Source organism: Chryseobacterium sp. T16E-39 (genome assembly GCF_002216065.1).
In the GTDB taxonomy this organism is placed as follows: domain Bacteria; phylum Bacteroidota; class Bacteroidia; order Flavobacteriales; family Weeksellaceae; genus Chryseobacterium.
The window spans coordinates 4,531,599-4,555,522 of the sequence record NZ_CP022282.1; the positions used below are offsets into that span (position 1 = coordinate 4,531,599).

Sequence of the window (23,924 nt, forward strand, 5' to 3'; positions counted from 1 at the left end):
AGTATATGAAGAAGATAAAGAATATTGTAATAGTTTTGTTCGTACTTATTATTAGTTTTATGCTAATAAAAAAGTTAATTTTTTATTGGAATTATGTGTGGTTTAAGGAAGAAAGACAAGAAAAAATTTGGAATGAAAGAGTAAATAATAAAAATAGTCGCAAAAAAATAGAAAACAAAATATATACTGAGCAAGATAAAAAATAATTTAGATGAAAACACATCTGCTAATTTAATAGATAACCCGATCTCGCAGATTTGTAATCCGTGAGCAATGATAAATAACCCTCGCTTTGCGAGGGTTTTGTGTTTTATAGAGCGACATTTTGCTTTACAAAATCTTTAAATTTTTTCTGGTTAATAAAAGTATCAATCATTTTAAAAACCATAGATCTTTCATCGGGTTCAAGTTCCTGTATTGGTTTTACCTGTTTGGCAAAAGAAAACATTGTATGCTAAACTTCAACTATCTTCTTTGACATTAATTGTTTTTATTTTTTTCAATTGAAAATAAAAACAGTCATAGATATATTTTTACTTTAAATCGATTAACAAAAGGAAAAGCTGATAATACTAACATTAATCTCATTCATAAATGTGATATAAAATATGTAGTTTTGCTATACTTTAAAAAATTAATAACAATAACTCAAATATAGACGCTAAGTATGAAGAAATTCTACCTAGGGGCATTATCATTATGCTCCGTCTTGAGCGTATCTGCTCAAGAAGTGATCTGGCAGAAAGATATTAAATCCTCGACACAGGATTTTCTTTCACAAGTCACTACAACTTTCGACCAGCAGTATCTGGTCTCAGGAAGCTCGATTCAATCGAAGAAACTTTCTACAGAAAACAAACAAAATAATGGCTACGATTTTCATTTGATTAAATTTAACCAGCAGGGAGAAGAGGTCTGGGAAAAGTATTTTTCAGGAAATAACCATGATTTTCTATCTGCAACAGTCAATACCCAAGAAGGAGGATTTCTTTTAGCAGGTTCTTCTTACAGTGGGAAGGCACAGGATAAAAAAGAAGAATCTAAAGGCGGATCTGATATCTGGCTCATAAGAATCAATGAATTTGGTGATGAAATGTGGCAGAAAACTATTGGTGGAATTTCTGATGAAGAAGCAAGATCTGTTATTCAAACTACAGATTTAGGATTTTTTGTTGCTGGAAATGTTCAAAACTCGATAAAAAGTTACGGATCTAAAGATGTTCTGATTGTAAGACTGGATAAAAATGGTAAAGAATTATCACAAATCATTTTAGGTGGAAAAGGACTTGATGAAGTTGAGAAAATAATTCCTACAAAAGATGGAGGAGCTTTATTGGGAGCCTATTCAAGAAGCAATGCAGGAGGGACAAAGAAAACTGAAAACTTTGGAGAAGGAGATTACTGGATCATTAAACTTTCAAAAGAGGGAAAAGTAGAATGGGAAAAGAATTTCGGAGGAAAGGGAGATGATCATCTAAAAACACTTTCCTTAACATCAACAGGATATTTAATTGGCGGGGAATCAGGATCAGAAAGGTCAGGAAATAAAACTGTCGGAATCGAAGAAGGAACAGATTTGTGGCTTCTTTCTTTAAATGAAAGAGGTGAAGAAATCTGGCAGAAATCATTCAATTTTAAAAACAGAGATGTTTTAATGGGAATGAGCGTTTTGCATTCTTCAGATGAAAAGTCTTCAAAAGGAATTTTACTCGGAGGTTATACTCAGGCTCAAGGAAGAATTGAAAAGGATGATGAGTCGTTCTGGATGCTGTACTTGGATTATAATGGTAATGAACAGTGGAGAAAGTATATAAAAGGAGAATCCAGAAAGAAGGAAGAAAGGCTTTCCGATTTAAAGGTCAACAGAGATGGTTCCATTATTCTGGCAGGAACGAGCGCAGAGGAATTAGGTGAAGAGAATTGGAAGATTGTAAAGCTGGGAGACAAGCAGGTTGATCAGTTAATCGAGAGGTATGATATCAAGATCTATCCAAACCCAGTTTCCGATTATGCCTATGTAGAAATTGGCTTTGATTTCAAGGAAGCGGATATTACGATGTATGATATGGCGGGAAGACAGCTTCAACAAATCAAAACTAAGAACAGGGTCACCAAGATCAATACACAGCCTTTGATACAGGGAGCTTACCTGATTACGATAAAAACGGATACCAACAAAACCGCTAATGCAAAAATTATTAAACAGTAAATTATGAAATTTTATTTTCTATTTTGTCTTATTTCAGTATCATTAATAAAAGGACAGTTTAATGGTGAGGAAGGCTTTTATAGTCCTGAATTTTCTAAAAGTCCAAACTCAAGTGAATTTAAAGTATATGGAGGAACTAATTTAAATCTTTCACTAGGTAAACCTGATATTAATATCAGCTTGCTTTCTTTAAAAATTGATCATATAAACAATCTTGATGTAAATATTAATTATGATGTTGCTCTGAATAAGCCCGATACTTACCCTTCATGGACGGGTTTAGCATGGAATTTAGGCGTTTCAGGAACTATAACAAGAAATTTAAGCGGTATGGCAGATGAGTCTGATCCAGAAGCTTATTATTATAAATATGGCCTTTTGAATTCAGGTGATTGGAATTCGTTAGATAAGCTAAAATCCTTTTCGTCTCGTTTTGAATATGAAAATAATGAAAAAGCCTTAAACCCTGATACTTTTAGTTTTTCTGTGAATGGAATATCAGGTACTTTTATTAAAAACCATGAAGGAAAATGGATTGTAAATTCGGATACACCTAACTTGTCCGTTACCAATACGTTAAAAAATAATGAGTTCGATATGGGTTCTTTCATATATTCCTTTATCATTACGGATGGTTTCGGAAACAAGTATACTTTTGGAAATCAATATTCGGCAATTGAGGTGTATAGAAGTAGAAAAAAGAATCAGAATCCAAAACTCGCCGCGGAAACTTATAAATATGTTAAAAATTGGCATTTAACTAAAATTGAGTATTCAACTGGGAAAAATGTTGATTTCAGCTATAATAAATCTACGGAACCTATTTATTTTAGAAGTTCATATTCGGGGTACAAACAATTTACATATGGTGGTTATGATATTAGTGGCTGCGTAAAGGATCTAGATAAACACAACTGTTTTAACCTTTCAAGTTTTGAAGAAGGGCAGTTTAGTTATTTGGATAAAATTAATTTTGATAATGTTGAGATAAAATTTAATAGATCTTTGGCAAATAGCCTTGAATTTACCAATGAGAATGTATACTTAATTGATGGAAATGAAATTAAAGCTCCAGATAGTTATTATAATTCTAAGCATTGGTATAAACTTGATAATATTTCCTACAGCGCAAACAATAAAAATGTTGAAAATATATACTTTGAGTACGATGAAAACCCTGGAAGGCGATTAAAATTAAAGAAAATAAGAATTGGTGAGGCAGTAAACAATAAATACGAATTCCAATATAATAATAACTTATTTCCAAAATTTAATAGTGGAAGTACCGATCATTGGGGTTATTTCAATGATAAGACATTTAATTTTTATGCAGTAAATTCTACAGATATTAATGCTATTGCGACAGCATACCAACAAGCAAAAGAACCGAATTTTAAGTTACACGAAATTTTGGAAAAAATCTCTTATCCAACTGGAGGAAGTACCCGTTTTTATTATGAACCTCATGAATATATAAAAGTAACTAATTATAATAATGATTTTTACATCGGTGAGGTTACCCCTAGAAGATTAGCCGGAGGATTCAGGGTTAATCATATGGTTGATTATGGTTTTTCAAACGTACCAATCCAAAGAAAGTTTTACTACATTAAGGATTTTATTGGCAATAATATAAATTCTAGCGGAGTATTGTCAAATACGACAGATTACAATCATAATCAATATGTTTATAGAGAAATTTCACCAGTAGGTTGGCCATTAAATTACACAAATGGGTCACATATTGTATATTCAAAAGTTTATGAAGAAAAAAGTAATGGTGGACTAACTGAATATGCATTCAGCAATCAAGATAATGGCTTTATTGATCAAAAAGCTGATAACACAGTAATGTCTACTGCGCAAATGCAAAGAATCACACAAGGAACCAATAATTATGTATGGATTGGCCCATATAATGAATATTTTGAAAATAATGGTACTAGAGTAAATTCTTTCAGCTCTCTCCAAAAAGAAAGGATGAAGATATTATTTAAAAAAGAGTATACGAACACTAAGACATTATTATCTGAAACAACGTATAATTATAATAGTACACCCACAAGATTTTCGCAATATGCGAGAATAGTCGAAATTAGTGGACGTCCTTTTGGCCCTGTCCCAATGGGGTGGAATGCACAAGGTCAAGCCTTAGATAACACCTGTGATGTCATTAATGCTTCGGCTTATAAACTTTACTTTTACAATCATTATTTAGATTCTGAGACGAGAAAAGATTATTTCGACAATGGAAACGTCACCACTAATACAAAGTATTTTTATGATAACTCTAATGATGACCTTCTAAGAAAAGAAGAAACGACCTATCCAGATAATAAAGTAATTTCTAAAACATATCAATATGCGAATGATGCTGCAATAAATAATCAGTATTTGATTGGCAAGAATATGGTGGGAATTCCATTGGTTACAGAGACAACAAAAATAGATAACCCTACAAATAAAATTCTAACGAGGTGGGAAACTGTTTATCCTGTTTCTCAAGCAGATGCTAATATAAATACTGGTGGTATGCCTCTGCCAAAATCGGTAATATCACATAATCTTAAAGATTTGAATAGTCCTTCTCCTATTCCAACAACACAAGTTACCTATGACTTATATGATCCGAAAGGTAATATTCTACAGTATACCAGTAAAGATGGTAAACCAAACACAATTATTTGGGGGTATAACCAAACTTTACCTATTGCTAAAATAGAAGGAGGAACATACAGCAACATCATGTCTGTTTTAGGTGTAAACGGTTCACCTTCAGGATATACAAATCTTCCTATTTACATAAAATCCAATGAAGATATTGATGTGCCTTCTGAGCAGTTGCTAATTGAGGCGCTGGATAATTTTAGAAAAAAACCTGCCTTTGCAAACTACAGCATAACAACGTATACTTATAATCCATTAATCGGGGTGACAAGCATAACTCCACCAACTGGAATAAGAGAAAACTACAGTTATGATTTGGCCAATCGGTTAGAGAAAGTTGTGGATTATAATGGAAAATTGATTAAAGAATATAAATATAATAATGCCCCTATAAGATATAGTAATAATGCGTTAAGCCAAACATTCTATAAAAATGACTGTCCAAGCTGGAAAGTCGGATCATCATATGAATATAAAGTTCCGGAATATAAATATATGTCTCTTATTAGTCAAGCAGATGCAGATCAACAAGCTCAAAATGAGATTAATTTAAATGGGCAAAGTGCAGCAAATGCAAATGCAGATTGCGGATTTATCAGTTGTAATTTCACCCCCAATTATTATGTAAATGCCAACTTTGTTTCAATACAACAAACAGCGCCTAATCATATTTCAATGATATTAACTTACAGTGCTAATCCACCGTCGGGAATGACATATTTAGGAGGTGTTTCATTAGGGTATATTGGTTCTTTCTGTAGACCTACAACTACTAAAACTCTTTATAGTGGAAGTTACAGAATTACAATTACTACAGACGGGTATGTTGTCGTAAATTCTAATACAGGATCTGTCCCACCACCTAATTCTCCAGGGGGATTCTCAGTTGAATATGATAAATAATAACTAATTACATGAAAAAAATAATAATTCCTATAGGTGCTTTACTCTTTTCAAGTACCACATATGCACAGCTAAGCACAGTAGAAAACTATGTCTATAGCAAAACTTATCTTGATTATAATGGCAATACTCCTACAAAAAGTACAGAAACCGTTCAGTATTATGATGGATTAGGCCGGCCAAAACAGACCGTCAATATCAAAACATCTCCTTTAGAGAAAGATGTCGTAATACCTATTGTATATGATGGATATGGAAAAAAAACCAGAGAATATCTACCTGTACCACAACAATCGACAAACGCCGGAGCGATCTATCCTCAAACTTCAGGAGACTTTCCAGTAGGTGATCCTACGTCAGCGTACACGAATGAAAAAGCTTTTTCAGAGAAAATATTGGAAAGATCTCCCTTAGACAGAATTTTACAACAAAAACAGGTCGGAATTGCTTGGCATGACAAACCTGTGCAGTTCGGTTATGACACCAATACTACAGGAGATGCCGTTAAAAAATATACCACTGTTACCAATTGGGAGAACGCAGCAACCATAAGTACTGTCAGCCAAACTATTAATTATGGAGCAGCGCAGCTGTATAAAAATACAGTCACCGATGAAGACGGCAATATAACAATAGAATTCAAAAATGGCGAAGGACAGATCTTATTGGTGAGAAAAGTAATCAGTGCTACAGAAAATGCAGATACATATTATGTTTATAATGAATTTAATCAACTTGCCTTTGTCATTCCACCAAAAGCTGCTGTTGTTTTAGATCCCAATTCTGTGCTAAGTGATCTTTGTTATCAATACCGTTATGACAGCTGGAATAGAATGGCCGAAAAAAAAGTTCCCGGCAAAGGATGGGAATATATGATTTACGATAAGCAAGACAGATTGGTAATGAGTCAAGACGCTAATATGGGATTATCTAGGCAATGGCTTTTTACAAAGTATGATCAATTTGGAAGAAGTGTTTATACAGGGATCTATATAAGTTCACAAAATTATGAGAGCGCCGGAAGAAAAGCCGAGCAAACTATTGTGGATTCAAAAGGAAGTAACAATGTAGAACGATTATCGACGACCGGATTTACAAATAGTGGTATGGACGTCTATTATAGTAATGATGTTAATACCAGTTATCCAAATTCTATTAGTAAATTATTAAGTGTTAGTTACTATGACTCATATCCTGTGGGAACTCCTACCGTTCCTTTACAGGTTTTAGGTCAGGAAGTTTTATCTCAAGATAGCCAAAACTCATCTATGAGTACCAAAAGTCTGCCTGTAGCTTCTTATATCAAAAATATTGAAGATGACAACTGGACAAAAAATTATACTTATTATGACAAAAAGGGGAGAACTATAAGTACTTATTCCATCAATCATTTAGGAGGACGCACTAAAGTTGACTCTAAGCTGGATTTTACGGGAATAGTTCAGCAATCGATAACAACTCACAAAAGATTAGATACTGGTACGGATAAAGTGATTACTGAAAACTTCACCTATGATCCTCAAAATAGGTTATTAACCCGCACCCATCAAGTTGACAGTAATCCCGTTGAATATTTGACTCAAAATACCTATAATGAACTTTCTCAAGTAACCAATAAAAAAGTTGGAGGAATTACACCTTTTATTTCTTTACAGGATATTACGTATAGTTATAATATCCGTGGTTGGATGACCAAGATCAATAACCCTAAAAACTTGAACGGAAAATTATTTGGTTACGAGATCAAGTATAATCAGGTGGAGGGTGAGCAAACGCCTGATCCTTTTGATACTAGCTTACAGGTACTGCCAAAATACAATGGAAATATTGCCGAGGTTGATTGGAAAACTTCAACAATCTCTAATGATTATTTAAGAAGATATGGCTACGTGTATGATAAACTTAACAGGTTATCAGCAGGGTTTTATGAAAGAGAAGATAATCCTTCTGCAAGAGAGTACTTTGAGAAAATGACATATGACCTAAACGGAAATATCATTAATTTGAAAAGAACAGGCTCTTTAGACGGGAACACAACTTCAGTATTGATTGACAATTTAACATATGAGTATTTTAACAATAATAATAGCAACAGGCTTAATAAGATAACGGAAGGGCAGCAAAATTTATCTGGTTACCCTTATGAAGTAACCCCTTCTGCCATTGTATATGACGACAATGGAAACATGACTATAAATGCAGATAAGGGATATCTCGATATAAGTTATAATTATCTCAATTTACCCAGTACCTTTTTATTTAAAAATGGGTTAAGTACACGAACAGGTATTATACGCGAAAACACTTCAAATCTTTATCGTGCTGATGGAATTAAATTAAGAAAGACCTATAACTTTGCTCCATTTAATCCTCTGGGAATAATTACTAAACTTTCGTCAAAAGTAACGGAGTATCTTGATAGTTTTCAATACGAGAGTGAGATGGGTGGAAAATCAGGAGTCACAACCAACTTAATGTTGAGATTTGTACCTACTGCAGAAGGATATTACAATTTTGAAAATAATAAGTATATTTACAATTATACAGACCATTTGGGAAATGTACGATTAAGTTATTTCAATAATGGTAATGGCATAGAAGTTCTTGAAGAAAACAATTACTATCCGTTTGGAATGAAGCATGAAGGATATAATACTTTGGCAGGAAATCCCACATATAAATACAGTTATAATGGAAAAGAATTGCAAACAGACTCTGGTATGTATGATTATGGTGCGAGGATGTATATGGCGGATATAGGTAGATGGGGAGTGATCGATCCATTGTCAGATAAGATGAGAAGACATTCTCCCTATAATTATGCATTTGATAATCCAATCAGATTTATTGATCCTGATGGAAGAGCACCGAAAGATGATTTTCGAATATATGTTGATGGACGAAAAGAACTTATAAGGCATACTAAAGATAAATTTGATCGTTATTACAATCAAAATGGATCAAAGTCGATTAAGGTTAGTAAGGAATTTACAAAAAACTTTAAGCAAAATGTTGAATGGGCCCCATTCAGAGGGTATTATCCAACAGAAACCAATATAGTTTTGGAAAATCCTGACATTTCCTCAAAACAAATTAAGAACTATTATTATTTCTTGGCTGCAAACACTAGTAAAGAATGGAGTTTTGATAAATTATCAAAAGAGGGAATATTTGGAGACACAACTCTTTACTTAATTCGTTCACAGCATCGCGCAGAGGATGCAAATGATCATGGTGTTGCAGCGGATTTGGCAAGAAATAAAGGATATACGTGGTTAGAAACTGGGCATGACCATCCTATGGGTACTCTCATGAGGGAGTCTACTACTTATGAAAATAATTGGCCGTCAGGATTTAATCGTGATGGAACTCTAAACTCTGATAGTGGTGACAGAAAGACTTATGAACAAGACAAAGATGTAATGCCTGATAAAGCTTGGATTTTTATACCAACTCAAAAACATCCAAATATGATTTATTATAATGACCAAAGGTTTTGGTTTCCAAATCAAAATAAGGAAAATGTTCATCAATAAATATTTAAATATGCATAAATATTATATTATATTTTTATTGTTACTAGTTTCTTGTAAAGAAAAAATATCTTTTCAAGAAATATCTCTTCCGCACAATATTATAAAAGAAATAGAGAAAGAATCAATTTCTTCAAAAGAATCGGGAGTCTATATAGTTAGCTTATTTACTGATAATGAAAAAAATATTTGTGAAATAGTAAAATATAAAGAGGTCTTACCAGCTTTAAATTTTAAAGGATGTCAAATAATTAATAAGGATACTATTTTTTTATTTACAGACAAGAAGAATAATTTTTCAAATTGCTATCGATTTGAAAATCGAAAGATTCATTTCGATAAGAGAGAGCCTATTATAGGGAATAAAAAGATTATAGGGTATTATAATGTAGACACATTAAATTGTAAGATAATAAAATATACCTCTGGTGTAGAAAAATAAGATTTTTTAAGCCTGCACAAATTTTATTACTTTGGTACAGAAACTTGTAAAACCATCGCAATGCGATGGTTTTACAAGTAAAAACAATATTTTTTTTATAAGCAGAAAAAATAAAACTTACTTTTCCAGAGTCTTTTATTTTACTTGATTTTAGAAATGACTTGCAACTATTTTTGAGACAAAATTTGTACACTCTTTATGCTGGAGCTGCTAACTTTGTTAGGACGCAATTTTTATATTTTTATCTTTAATAGTAAGCCAGAAAAACCTGTGATTTTTCATTTAAATGTATTAAAGTTTAAAGCGAAGCAAAGACAGCTAATTCAAAAATAGATCCTAATAATCAAATTCAAACTACACCTTTATATAAAGTTTATAAAGAATTCGTTAGATAGCAGAATACTTTAGATATAATATACTGCAATATTTATAGGAAAAACAAAGAAATAAAGTATGAGAAAAATTTTATCAATAATTTATATATTAATCATGACAACAGGTTGTCATAGTATTTTGCTATCACAGAATAAATATATATATGAAAGTATCATCTCAACCTATGTCGAAGATATGACTTCAAAGAAAAATATTGATCCTTCAAAATATGTTTTAATAGTCGGAGCCCAGGATGCTGAAAATAAGAAAGGAGAATATTATATTGTTGCTTCCTTTTATAATAAGTATATATTGTCAGGTTTTGATTATACCAAAGTATATAACTTTAAAGGATATAATGTAATCACAGATGAAAAAATGAATAGATCAAAGATATTTGAAAGGTTTTTAAAAAAGAGTAAGTATGAAAATTTCAACTTAGGAACAAGTGTTGTTGAATATGACCCAATAACATGGGTAATTTATTTTGATTCTAAAAACTATATTGAAAGAATTAGCCCATTAAACGGAAACAAAGACATCAGGCTAAAACTGATGAAAAAGGGACTAAAATTTTCAAAATATTATAATCCAGATGTTTTGAACTATATAAGTCTAAAATAGTTAAAAGCTTCTTTAATGGCGTGCAAATCACGCTTATATCCGACTAAAAAATAATTTATAATTAGATTCGAGAAAATATATTTTATCGAATCTTTGTTCGGCTTTGCAAAAATGAATTATAATGATAATATCTCTAATAGGATTAAGACTTATAATTATAAAGGTTCTTTAATAGTCTTTGATTTGGGTGAAGAAAAAGATAAACAGATTATTGACTTTTTCGATTCTTTTTTTGAAAAGATAAATCAAGATATATCTAAGCTAAAGAAAGGTAGGCAATCAATAATTGATAGAACTGAATAGCTAATTTTGACTTTTATCATTAAAGAATAAATAGACTCCTAAAGTATTTAGTAACAAAAAGTGTCACTCATTTTATGGAAATAGATGTTAGTGGATCTCACCTTTCATTGCCAAACAATTCTACATTATACTTAGATATCCCCATTTATATCCTCTGTGTATAACTTTATACACTTATGTAATGAAGATATGCAACGAGAAAATAATATAAACGAGTCTGTAGAAAAAATAAGGGATACTTTACTGGTATTAAATAATACGATCAATACTATTGGACTTGTTCAGGGTGTTGATAAGGAAGGTAATATTAAGGAGGTTTTGCCTGAAGGTGAAAACTCAGGTTATGCGATTCGTATTGATACTGACCAAGATTCATTCACCAGTTTTTTTACAGATTTTTATAGCCAGCTGAAAAACCCTTCTGAGTTTTCATTTTTTAAAGTAACGGAATATGAAGCGGTGGAAACAGCTAAGGAGTTACAGGAGTTTGTTAATCAGGCATCTGGGGAGGAAATACTGGGTTTAAAGCAGTATGAAGTTTCTATAGACAGAGTAGAGGCTTATAAGAATCAAACTTTGATAGGTTCTGATAAAGATAATTCTTTGTATCGGTATGAGGTAGGGCATATTGATTGGGACACCATGGGAAAGCTTGGGCTCAACAGGGAGAAGCTTGAAAAGATGAATGCGTTGGAATCCCTATTAAGAGGATTTAAAACACCGATGCTTATTCCTGTTACCATTAACCTGGGAACAGCAGTAAGTACAATGGAGGTAAGGCTTTCTTTGTATGTACAGGATTCAGGAGGGGTGGGTGTACGCCTGCATAGAGTCCGTAAAGAGCCCGATCTTACTTCAAAGTTCTTTGGCCATGAGTTTACCAGGGAGGATAAGAGGAATCTTCTTGAATCAGGGAATATGGGTAGGGTGGTTGATCTTATTAACCCCAGGACTGATGAAGTTATTCCCTCTGTGGTTAGTAAGGACAGACTGACCAATGAACTTATTGCCTTACGGGCTGAATTTATAAGGGTTCCGCTGGTGATTAAAGGGGTGACTTTAGACATGGAACAAAGGAGGACGCTGTTGGAAGGGAAAGCTTTGTTTATTGAGAATATGCTTTCTAAAAGGGTAACACTATTTAATGCTATTGTTCAGTTTAATGCTGATAAAAGGTATGTGGAGTTTTTGTTTAAGAAGAATATTAAGAGCCTTAGGTTGCGGGATTTGGATGGTAATGGGAAAGCAGAGGTTCCGGGTGTATTTAGGGGAAAGAAACTGTATTCATGGCAGATGGATAAATTGAATGCTGGGGAGACAGCTTATATTAGCGGGCTTGTGGATAAGGGAGGGAAGAAATACCAGGGATATTTGAGATTTGATAAAGGGGTGGGGAAGTTTGAGTTTTCGTTTAAGAATCCGGGTAAGGAAGTGAGTAATGCTCAGAAAAAATCTAATATATCAAGAGGTAAAAAGCTTTAGATTGTTTTATATGAAAAATTAAGCTATACTATACTTAATTCTAATTGCAGAATTATAAAGTTAAAATTAATACGCTAAATAGTAAACTTAAACCGCAATATTTTATAATCTTAAACAAACAAATATTGAACGAATGGTTTATGATTTGCTAGATTCTCAAATTCTAGATTTTAATTTTATATGAATAACATAAAGCTATTTTGTTGGTTGTCAATTATTACCCAATTTGGAAATACGATCACTTTATGCGATCAACCTTAAGCTATTTCCTTGCACAAACTTTTATACTCTTGAAATGAATTTGCAAACTCTTGGGCGAATTCGAAATTACTTATTTGATATTCCTCATTAACACCATTGCTGGAAGAAAACCTTAGCCTTGCGTATTGAACAACAGGTATCTGATAATTGCTTTTGAATCTTTTGTCAGGAGTTCCGTTTTTATTGACTTTCGCCCATGTTTTTCTAATAACTTTTGAATCACGAGGAACACTGCTGGTTTCTGTAAAACTTACAGAAGAAAATGTAACATTAAGTTCATCAAGCCCAATAATTGCAAAGTTGTGATCATTTTTATACATCAGTATAAATGTTGGATAGAAATATAAATCCGCCCCGTTCACATTTTGAAAATATAGGGCTTCATAGTTTGATGTGATGATGGGAAGTGATTTAAAACCAATTCTTGCATCTTTTCTGTTGACCAACGTGCTGGCACTAGACCGGGCAGCCACACGATCTTGAAAATGCGCTCCGGTAATATCCCATATTTTATGCGCTGTGGTTAGATTTTTAAAAGAATGCTGTAATTGTTCATACTTTCTTTTAGAGGGATCATCGAACTGTATGTCTATATTAACAGCCGAGTTATCAATTACAATCTTGGTTTCTTTAAGAGCTTCTTTTTGTGCTTTAATATCCTCATTTATCTGTTGTACAATATTTTTATTTACCAACCCATATATAAAGATATAACTTGCAACTTTCTTGGTCTTGGTAAAGATTAACGCTTTTTTTATTTTCTTCAAATCCATCTTTAATTCCACTTTTTGCTGTTGAGCCATTAAGATAGATTCTTTGATACCTGTCATATTTTGAGATGTGATCTCATGAATATCGGCACTAAAAATGTTATCTGATAACTCAGTGTAAAAAGGTTGTGGATCAGGATAAGATTGCAAGGGAGTCCTTGGTGATGAAGAACTGGAAAGACTATATGAATTTGAAAAACCTGAAAAATTGGTATTAAGTCTCGTGCCTAATGAACTAAAATTTACACTCATACCTTTAACCCCAATACTCGTTGAAATTCCTCTCTTGCTGAAATTCAAATGTACACCGGGAATTATTTTGATTCTCTTTCTGTATGACCAAGCCATGATATAGTTTTTAAAATGATTGTAGTCACAAATCTAAACTACTACAGACAGAAAAGTTTACGGGAAACCGTAATCTTATCAAGAATTATACTTCATTTCATTGAGTTTGCTAATCAACCTCTCTTTCTCACCACTTCCCGTAGTAGAAAACCTTAACAAAGGTATTTTATACTTTTCCAAGATTTCATTCTTCATAACATCTCTTTCGGCTTGACGGCTTTCTATTTTATGATATTCATACCCATCAACTTCTATGGCTAATACAGGATTTTTCCCCAGCTTATTATAGATCAGAAAATCGAGATGCGTTGCGTGATGTCTGGCGTATCGTTCTTCTTCAGCAGTTAATTTGGAAAAATCTAACAGTAAATTTCTCAATGGATGATGCAGAATAACGCCATATTTTGAAAATTGATCGTCGGACAATATTTCCCTGATTAACGCATACATAAGATTCTCACTGTCAAAAACAGAAATCTGTTTTTGATCCGATAAAAGGGCTCTTCTTTTTTCTTCATAGCCTTTGTACAGATAATCAAAAATAGAATGTACCTCACTGTTGATCGTGGTGAAATTATTGTAATCAATATAACGGATCAGATCTGAGATATTCGTTTCATTATCACTTTCATTTCCGTTCACCAATAGAATCAGCTGATCTTTGGCTCTAGAAATGGCTACATTCAGTCGGTTCGGGTTGTCGGTAAATTCAGAGATCTCATTATCTACTGTAGAAAGAATGATCACATCATTTTCCCTTCCCTGAAATTTATCTACTGTATCTGCTTTGATATCTGTTCCCTGAAAGGTTCTTTGCAGTGCGATGGTCTGATTTCGGTAAGGTGTTACAATTCCGAGATTCACACCTTCCAGCTTTTGCTGTGGAATGATTTCCTGAATAATCACATCAATCTGCCGCTGATTCTCTCTTTGTCGAGCATGGTTACCTTCGGTTGTTTTATAGACTAATAAAGGTTCTCTTTCCGTCTGTCCTTCCGAAAGTATTATTAACTGATCATTATAAAACTTACGGTTACAAAAATCAATGATTTTAGGATGACAGCGATAATGTTCTTTTAACAGTGTTTTTGGTACTTCCGGGAATACTTCTGTGATAGAAGAAAGCAGGCTATGATTGGAATACCGATAAGGTTCCGGGATATCATAGTTTTTAAAGATCTGATCTGTATTTTCTGCTGTTTCAGAATCCACTACATTAGGAAGCTGTTTTAAGTCTCCTACAATCACGGCCTGTTTTGCGCACGATAATGCGAGTATACCTGTTGCAAGATCCACCTGTGAAGATTCGTCAATAATGACATAATCATAGACTACATTTTCAGCAAGGCTTCTTCTTAATGAGTAGGTGGTGCTCATAATGACAGGATAATCTTTAATAAATTCCTCTGATTTAAAACGAAGATCCCATTCGGTATATTCTGAACGTTCTTCTCCCTTATATTTTTGGTAGAGTTTGTTTTTAAACAGCTGCATCGATCCTTCCGTATATTCTTTCATTTTATCATGGAAGGAAAAATGTTTTAACGTATTGTGCAACTTATGCTTTCTGAGACTAAGCTCTGAAATTTTTACCCCATAGTATTTTGACTGAACAATCCTGATCATCTCTTCATATGATAAGGTATAAAAAATCTTATCTCTTACTCCATACAGAAAAGGAAATATCAATTTGCGCCACCAGTAAAATTTCTTGCCTGTTTTCTCATAGTCTTCCAAGATAACCCATAAAGAAAGCAGCTGATCTGAACTAACATTCTTTTTAAAACGGATTTCGGTTGTCAAAGCAACATCATCCGTAAAATGCTGATGCTCTGTTTTGATCTTATCGATTTCCAGCTCAAGTAGAGCTAGCTCATTCTTTAGTTCCAACTTTTCAGCAAGCTCAGCAAAAAGAATGGGAGTACATTGAATAAGGGATTGTTCCTGTTCTTCCTCTAATCTAAAATCTGCTAGATCCGGGATTTCAGTCTGAGCATCGATAAATTCTTTTTTGTTCTGGCTACTTCCCAACAATGCCGCTATAAAAGAAACGCCATTGCTCTCCAGCTTCTCAAAAACATTTTTTGTCGCCGAATTATTGCTTGAAACAACAGCCACACTTTGATTATTCATCACTGCATTAGCAATAATATTAAGAATAGTCTGGGTCTTTCCTGTTCCGGGAGGACCTTCTATAACACTTAAAGGATTTGAAAATGCATGGTCAACTCCCGTTTTCTGACTCAGATTAAAACCAAAAGGGAAGATTTCTACAGGAGAGGCGTTATAATTCTTATTGGGTTCTTTCTCGTTAAGGAAATTGTAAAGAATAGAAGTTTCAGGAATAAAACGGATACTGCCGTAGCTATTAGCAAGAATGTTATTGCCTTCCTCGGTCTTCAAACCAACACTTTCTGCAATCTCTTTTAAATAACTGAAAATACTTCCTGCTCTCTCACTTTGAATAGCTGATCTTACAATCTTAATTCTATGTTGAGGATAAGAATAGGCTTTATCACTGCTTTTATACACCACTACAAACTTATTGGCCTCAAAAGAATAAGAGTCTATCTCATCCGTTCTGTCTCTACCATCAATGTAGATTGCTTCTTTTCTAAAGTTATTTGCAGTAGATTTTTGCATAATCAATGGTTATTTACAACTATTGCAAGTTAATTTGAAATTCTGAGACGATGGATAATCTATAAATTGCATCAGTATTTCCGTTTTAATATTATTCCTTTCTAATATCTTTCTAAAAATCGTCTTTGTCTTTCCCAATCAGCTCGTTTCAATGAATATTCAATCTGTTCATTTATATATCTTTTAATTGGAATTAAATTTATTCCTACGTTAGATTTTTCAACTATGGAAAGAATATTTCTCCAGTCAGTTGCTTCGATATCTCCAATATTCACATTACCAGAATAAGTCCCTCCATTTCCTCGCCACCAAATTTTATCAAAAATATTCTTGTCTTGCGTCAGTGTTAGAAACAATAAAAGAATATCATCGAACAATTCCCGCATGGAATGCCTTGCAATGTCAACTACAATATTCATTTTGTTAGAATTTGCATAATTTGTTTTGATGTAATTAATAATAAATTGACTTGCTTTTTCTTTTTGATCGCTTTTTAGATTTCTGAAAAATGAGTTACAGAAATGTTCTCCAAAACCTAAATATGGCTCTTTTTCAACAATTAAATCAAAAACTTTTAACAACACATTTTCTATCCCTTCAACTTGCCAAATAAATTCAAGATGTTTGCGGTCGCCTGAAATACCAAATTGTTTTTCGTTATATAAACTGTTTATGTATTCAAGTAGAAAGTCGGGGTCTTCTTTCAAAATATTCAGCATTCCTTTTCCTTCGTAATCAAAGTGGTTTGAAATTTTGTCTTGCTGTATATATGCTTTTTTTATAAGTTCAATATCGTTTCCTAATTGATCAAAATATTCAATGAAAAAGTCCATCCATAGTTGTAGTTTTGTTCCATCTTTTTCATTTTTTTGAACTATAGTTTTTAAAATGATTTGAAATAAGTTTTGTTCAATCATCAAAAACCTTTTCAATCTGTCAAAATGAATAGTGTATGAATCATTCATACTCCTTACTGTGTTCAATAATGAATGAACATATTTTGAACTCAGAAGAGAATCGTCAAGATAATCGTAAAAAGAAAGTTCCCATAATGGTTTATGAATAAAATTATTTTGTTCTATTATTTTCCAAATAACTTCAGCTTTTTGCTCCTCTTTTAAATGATTTCTAAACACTATTCTTGGAACGTAGTTTATTTCATTATTATGTTCAATTATAACTTGCAGTAAGCTACAACCAACCTTAAAGTTTTTTGAGCAATTTTCATCAATTACGTGGTCAAGTGTTGTCGTATAGTTCCACTCGTTTTTAGTCAGTTTTTTTAAATAAACAAATGTTTTGTAAAACTCTAATGCTTGATCTTTATTAGTAAATACAAATGAACTTCTTATTTCTGCTTCTTTAAGTTTTTCGTATTCTCTATAATCATCAAATTCATACATTTCTTTATCACGTAACCTGTCCCAATCAATTTTCAGGAATGTATCGTATGTACTATTTCTAAAGTTCTTTAGCAGTTCGGGAAATGAAGAATGGAAAACAGAATTTCTTTTGCACCAACTTATCTGCTCTTGAACATATTTGCAATGTTCGAATGAACTTGGCGTCAAGTGCTTTTGAATAATTTCTACTAGCATTGTCACATCGTATTGCATTAGCTCTTTTGATACGTCAGGGTGTATATGTGAGTAGCTCTCCAACAATTCAAATGCTTGCTGATCCGAATTTTATCCCTGACACCTCTAATACCGTCTATATCATTTATATGATTATTGGAATCATCGGGTATTTTACGGTACCTACGGTTACCGGATGGGTTATTCAGGCAGGTGGTGCCGGAAACTTTATGCGTAATGTTACCCAAATGGCACAAAGATCAGGAAATGTGGCTGGGTCAGCAGCGGGTTCCGCAGCAGGAAATATTTCAGGTAGACTTCTTAAATAATAAAATCATAAACAATGGAATTTAAAATCTTAAGAAATATAGAAAACAGTTTCAGGCAGATCAGGTTGTTCACTTTTGTATTTACACTCTTGTGCTTTGGTGTGGTCAGTGTCGTTGTCTACAAATCCTACAGCTTTGCAGAAGAACAAAGACAAAAGATTTATGTATTGGACAATGGAAAGTCATTGATGGTCGCACTTTCTCAGGATATGTCAATTAACAGACCTGTGGAAGCAAGGGAGCATGTCAGAAGGTTTCACGAACTGTTCTTCACTATAGCTCCTGATAAGAATGCAATTGAGAGCAATGTCAAAAGAGCATTTAACCTGGCAGATCAATCTGCTTTCAATTATTATAAAGACCTTTCTGAAAAAGGATACTATAACCGGATTATCAGTGGGAATATTCAGCAGAGAATTGAAGTCGATAGTATGGTGGCTAACTTCAACAGCTATCCTTATGAAGTACAAACTTTTGCCAAACAGTACATCATTCGATCGAGTAACCTTACTAAAAGGAGCTTAATTACCAACTGTGTTCTTGTTAACTCAGTCCGGTCTGACAATAATCCTCAAGGATTCACGATCGAGAAATTCAATGTCATTGAAAATACAGATATAGAAACGGTAAAGCGCTAAAAATTAACTATGGAAAAATTCAAAAAGAAAATTGACAGCAATATGCATCAATTAGAAAAGCGTTGGAACTCGTTAAGCAATAAGCGGCAGAGAACATTAACAAAGTTACTACTAGTGGTTTATTTTCTGTTAACAGTCATTACGGTGATGTATTTATGGTCAGGAAAATGCGGTTCACTTTCAATAAATCATATTGATGGAATTCCTAAAAGTACAACTCTAAAAAATGCAGTACCATGAATTCAGAAAACAGAAACAGTATTAGGATTACTGAGGGTAGTTCCAAAAATGATGTGAGCGAGCAACAGTTAAACTCTAGTAAAAAACGTGAAAAATTAAAAAAAACCTTGATCTACTTTTTTATGGCAATGGTCTGTTCAGGTTGTTTGTATCTCATTTTTAAACCGAAAAAGCAAGATCATCCTACAGACAATGTCGGATTTAATTCTGCAATACCAGAGGCTGCCGCTGACAAACTGCAATCGGATAAACAGAAAGCGTATGAGCAGCAGTTGCTCGAGCAGAAAAATGAAGGGAAAAGAAATGAGCTTACTTCATTATCTGATTATTGGGCAGCTGCCAATTCAACAAATGCTTTCAATGATCAGTCCTCTATTGCGGGGAATACTACCAAAATGATAGAATCAGATCAAAATGCACTTGGCAGTTACAGGAATGCTCAACAGACTCTTGGGAACTTTTACGTTAAGGACAATACTGAAGTAGATAATCTGAAAAGAGAAATTTCAAGATTAAAAAATGAGGCTGTACAAAATAACTCAGAGCCGAAAAATACTACGGTGGAAGATCAATTGCAGCTTATGGAAAAGTCTTATCAAATGGCTGCAAAATATCTGCCTGCTTCAAAGCCTCAGGATAAAAATGAAACAGAAAGAAATCCTGAGATAGAAGAAGTAGCAAAGGTTAATCTAATAGATGTAAAGCCTATGAAACGCACTATTGTTTCAAGATTATATAGGGAACCTTCAGATAGTTCTTTTTTAACTTCAATGGATTACAATCAATTTTACGGTCTAGAGGCAAATCAGACGCCTATCACTGAAAAGAAAAACTATATACGTGCGGTCATTCATGAAACCCAAAAATTAACGGACGAGAGCAGCATTTCTTTGAGGCTTGCTGAACCGATGATGCTTGGGAAATCAGTGATTCCTTCAGGAACCATCTTAAAAGCAACAGGAAAGGTTCAAAATGGGAGACTGTTTTTAAAGATATCAAGTATATCATATAATGGTAATATTAGCCCTGTTGAAATCAATATCTATGATAATGATGGACAGCTTGGATTGTATATTTATTATTCTCCAGAGCAGAATGCTATAAAAGATATCGCTATCAATATGGGACAGAATTCAGGAACCAATATTATGATGACCCAGTCTGCGGGACAACAGATTGCCGCAGATCTAACAAGAGGTTTAGTTCAGGGTGTTTCAGGGTACTTTCAAAAAAAGATTAAAGTTTCCAAATTTACTGTGAAAGCAGGACATCAGGTTTTTCTGGGTCAAAAAAAATAATTTATTAACAAAAATAATGACAAAACAATGAAAATACCATTCAAAATATTTTGCTCAATTTTCTTTTTCATGCTTACCATTATAGGTATTAAAGCTCAGGTAAATACTGGATTTGCTTCTCTTGATAAAGCGAAGCTTGAGCCATTTAAAATGGAAGTGACCTATAATAAAACCAGCCATCTGTTATTTCCCTCACCTATCCGATACGTCGACTTAGGAAATGAAAGTCTGATTGCCAGTAAGTCTGAAGATGTTTCCAATGTTCTGAGAATCAAATCCTCTGTAAAAGGGTTTGAAGAGGAGACTAATTTTTCAGTGATAACACAAGATGGTAAATTTTACAGTTTCGATGTTTTTTATAGTGTTTCTCCTGATGCGTTAAATTACGATCTTTTAAAGCTACAAAGAAAATATGAAAAAGATTATTCTACAGAAGTATTGTTTGAGGAACTTAAAGGTAAGTCATCATCGCTCACTGAATTGTTAATTAAAACATTAAATGAATTACCTGCTAGGACAATAAAACATATTAGTTCAAAAAGCTTTGGAATTCAGTTCCTATTAAAGTCACTGTATGTTCATGAAGGAAAATTCTATTTTAACTTTCAGATCAAAAACAAAAGCAATGTTTCTTATGATATTGACTTTATCAGTTTTAAGATTATTGACAAAAAGAATCTTAAAAGAACAGTAGTTCAAGACAAAATCCTGTCACCACTTCGTACCTATCCGTTGAATTCAAAAGTAGAATTCCAATCTAACAGTGAATTTTTATACCTGTTGGATCAGTTTACGCTTCTGGATGGGCAGGTTCTGGAAATTGAGCTGAGGGAAAAAGGAGGAGGTCGCTATCAGACCATACGGGTTGAAAACTCAGATTTGATCCATGCGAAAGTTGTTAAGAATATTCATCTCCAACTCAAATAATATACTGAAATTATATAAGAGGTCAGATTTTGGCCTCTTTTTCTTTTTTTCACTTCGGTACAGTCCCGAAAAATAGTTATTGCAAATATTATTGTTATTCAATAGATTTGAACAAGATCAGATTCAATATTGCAGAGATCATCAACAAAAACTAAAACCGAACTTATATTATGGAAAAGAAAACTTCCTTAATCAATTGTCATACTCATATTTTTACAGGAGATCATGTTCCCCCTTATTTAGCCAAAACATTTCTTCCCTGGCCTTTATATTATATTTTATCTCTATCAATAATAGTTAAAGGCTTTAGGATATATTATGATACATTAGGAAAGTGGAGATTTAAGCCAAGATACAAGCGTGTTGAAGCTGTGTTATATAATATTAGAATTCGGACTGGTAGAACGATAATAGGAAGAGCTATTGCGTTTTTATTAGGGATAGTACTGGCGATAAATGTCTTTTATATTATTTATGACTGGATTAGCTTAATAGGCTTTTCACCTTCTATATTAGGAAAAGAATTGATAACAATTAGGACTTTGCTTGTTTCTTACCATTTAATACAAAATTTCCAACCATTTTACATTCAAATTATATTGGTTCTTATTTTTTTAATACTCTTTCAAAGTGGGCGAAACTTTATTTTTTTCATCTTCAAAAAAATATATTCTTTTTTAGGAATTCTTCCCGGCAAGCAGACCAAAGAACTTTTGGAAAGATATTTAAATATTGGGAGGTATGCTTTTCATACACAGCAAAGTTCTACCTACATGGATCTGAGGGACCAATACCCTAAAAATACAGGTTTTATTATTCTTCCGATGGATATGGAATATATGGATGCTGGAAAGTTAAAAAAGGGTAGTGGTTATCTTGATCAAATGGCTGAACTTATAGATCTAAAAAAGAATGCAGAGTTTTCAGAATATGTATTTCCATTTGTTTTTGTAGATCCAAGACGTATTGAAAAGCAAGATGACTATTTTAGATGTAAGATCTCCAATAATCATGTTGAACTTTTAAACTGTCATGTAAAGGATTATATCATCAATAATAATTTTAGTGGCTTTAAGATTTACCCGGCTTTAGGATATTATCCATTTGATGAAAGATTGCTGCCATTATGGAAATATGCTGCGGATCAAAATTTGCCCATTATGACACATTGCATAAGAGGTACTATTTTTTATAGAGGAGCCAAAAAGAAAGAATGGGACAGGCATCCTATTTTTCAACAAAGTATTGGGAGTGACCTTTATGAACCTCTTTTGCTGAAACAAACTAAAAATATTGATTTTATAAATAATTTCACACATCCTTTAAACTACTTGTGTTTACTGGATGAAACACTTTTAAGAAAGATAGTAAAGAAAGCGAAAGATCCCAAAATTCGCGAGTTATTTGGATATACTAATGATGACACAGAACTTACGTGTAATTTAAGCCAACTAAAAATTTGTTTTGCTCATTATGGGGGAGATGATGAATGGAAAAGATTTCTTGAAATGGAACGTTATGATTTTAGTAAACAAATTATTACAAACCCAGATAGGGGGATTAAGTTTTTCCCAACTAAGAATGAAAAACCTACCCCAGGAAAAATGGAGCAATTATGGAAATATGTGGACTGGTATTCACTTATTTCAAGTATGATGTTGCAGTATGAAAATGTTTATGCAGATATTAGCTATATAATTCATAGCGAAGATATTAATCCATTGCTGAAACATTCTTTAAAAAATCCAAAGCTTAAAGATAAAATACTTTTTGGAACTGACTTTTATGTTGTAAGAAATCATAAAACGGAAAAATATATGCTCGCGGAATGTTATCATAATCTTGGTGATGCGGAATTAGATACAATTGCTTATGTTAACCCTAAGCGTTTTTTGTTTAACAATATTCATGGTGATATTAAAATTTAGAACACTATATCAATTTCTATTTTTCAATTGAATAAATCTGACTGATAATTATGTCAACTACAATTTATGGACTATAAGAGATAGTCGACTTTATATTGCAACATTTTTGACGACAATGTAGACTAAAGTTTGGGTGGGAATCAAAGTTGTTGCGCTTATTTCAGGTTGCAAAAATACTGTCCCAATGCTAAATTGGGTTTGTATTTTTGCCCAAGAACAGAAATGAAATAATTAAAAAATTACTGCTTTAATGCAGGTTAAAATAAACGTTTTTAGCTGTTTTTAAAAGATTACACATTTTATTTGGCTTTCAATCTCCTATCCATTATTTACCTGAAAGACTTGATTATTTTACTGGATATTTTTCAAAAGAAAAACCAAAAAAAAGAAAGCAGATACGCAGTGTTGACAATAATATAAGGCAAAA

The 23,924-nt window shown here is 32.9% G+C and carries 14 protein-coding genes and 1 pseudogene; 12 read left to right on the forward strand and 3 right to left on the reverse strand.

The features are described 5' to 3' along the window. Positions 1–5 precede the first annotated feature (5 nt). The 7 genes from CEY12_RS22390 (at position 6) to CEY12_RS20745 (ending at position 12,538) form a co-directional block, all read left to right on the forward strand. Entirely contained in the window at positions 6–206 is a 201-nt protein-coding gene (locus CEY12_RS22390; RefSeq protein ID WP_157676866.1) for a hypothetical protein, read from the forward strand. 461 nt (positions 207–667) lie between these two features. Beyond that, complete coding sequence (locus CEY12_RS20715; RefSeq protein ID WP_089029464.1) at positions 668–2,209, forward strand: T9SS type A sorting domain-containing protein; 1,542 nt, start codon at positions 668–670, stop codon at positions 2,207–2,209. 3 nt (positions 2,210–2,212) lie between these two features. Beyond that, positions 2,213–5,779 (forward strand): DUF5977 domain-containing protein, encoded by a 3,567-nt coding sequence (locus CEY12_RS20720; RefSeq protein ID WP_089029465.1) that lies wholly within the window; start codon positions 2,213–2,215, stop codon positions 5,777–5,779. Between the two features lie 11 nt (positions 5,780–5,790). Further along, entirely contained in the window at positions 5,791–9,315 is a 3,525-nt protein-coding gene (locus CEY12_RS20725; protein WP_089029466.1) for a DUF6443 domain-containing protein, read from the forward strand. Beyond that, positions 9,302–9,754, forward strand: a complete 453-nt coding sequence (locus CEY12_RS20730) for a hypothetical protein (protein WP_157676867.1) — start codon at positions 9,302–9,304, stop codon at positions 9,752–9,754. Before CEY12_RS20725 ends, CEY12_RS20730 begins: the two co-directional genes overlap by 14 nt. 453 nt (positions 9,755–10,207) lie before the next feature. Continuing rightward, entirely contained in the window at positions 10,208–10,753 is a 546-nt protein-coding gene (locus tag CEY12_RS20735) for a hypothetical protein (protein ID WP_089029468.1), read from the forward strand. 492 nt (positions 10,754–11,245) lie between these two features. Beyond that, positions 11,246–12,538, forward strand: a complete 1,293-nt coding sequence (locus CEY12_RS20745; protein ID WP_089029470.1) for a DUF3945 domain-containing protein — start codon at positions 11,246–11,248, stop codon at positions 12,536–12,538. A gap of 257 nt (positions 12,539–12,795) precedes the next feature. Here CEY12_RS20745 and CEY12_RS20750 read toward each other — a convergent pair whose 3' ends face one another. The 3 genes from CEY12_RS20750 to CEY12_RS20760 all read right to left on the reverse strand — a co-directional run bounded on the left by CEY12_RS20750 (position 12,796) and on the right by CEY12_RS20760 (position 18,158). Further along, positions 12,796–13,917: a DUF4236 domain-containing protein gene (locus CEY12_RS20750; RefSeq protein ID WP_089029471.1), complete on the reverse strand. Its 1,122-nt coding sequence runs from the start codon at positions 13,915–13,917 to the stop codon at positions 12,796–12,798. 78 nt (positions 13,918–13,995) lie between these two features. After that, the gene (locus tag CEY12_RS20755) at positions 13,996–16,560 is read right to left on the reverse strand and encodes an AAA domain-containing protein (protein WP_089029472.1); all 2,565 of its coding nucleotides are present in this window, start codon (positions 16,558–16,560) and stop codon (positions 13,996–13,998) included. Between the two features lie 101 nt (positions 16,561–16,661). Continuing rightward, positions 16,662–18,158: a hypothetical protein gene (locus tag CEY12_RS20760; RefSeq protein ID WP_157676868.1), complete on the reverse strand. Its 1,497-nt coding sequence runs from the start codon at positions 18,156–18,158 to the stop codon at positions 16,662–16,664. 65 nt (positions 18,159–18,223) lie between these two features. Here CEY12_RS20760 and CEY12_RS20765 point away from each other — a divergent pair. The 5 genes and pseudogenes from CEY12_RS20765 to CEY12_RS20790 form a co-directional block, all read left to right on the forward strand. Further along, positions 18,224–18,466: pseudogene (locus CEY12_RS20765) on the forward strand (conjugative transposon protein TraJ); the annotation flags it as partial. A gap of 14 nt (positions 18,467–18,480) precedes the next feature. After that, a complete protein-coding gene (gene traK / locus CEY12_RS20770; RefSeq protein ID WP_089029474.1) occupies positions 18,481–19,104 on the forward strand; it encodes a conjugative transposon protein TraK in 624 nt (207 codons plus the stop codon). 236 nt (positions 19,105–19,340) lie between these two features. Then, positions 19,341–20,642, forward strand: coding sequence for a conjugative transposon protein TraM (gene traM, locus CEY12_RS20780; RefSeq protein ID WP_089029476.1), 1,302 nt, complete (start codon positions 19,341–19,343; stop codon positions 20,640–20,642). Between the two features lie 27 nt (positions 20,643–20,669). Further along, positions 20,670–21,569 (forward strand): conjugative transposon protein TraN, encoded by a 900-nt coding sequence (traN, locus tag CEY12_RS20785; RefSeq protein WP_089029477.1) that lies wholly within the window; start codon positions 20,670–20,672, stop codon positions 21,567–21,569. Between the two features lie 170 nt (positions 21,570–21,739). After that, entirely contained in the window at positions 21,740–23,497 is a 1,758-nt protein-coding gene (locus tag CEY12_RS20790; protein ID WP_089029478.1) for an amidohydrolase family protein, read from the forward strand. Positions 23,498–23,924: the final 427 nt, after the last annotated feature.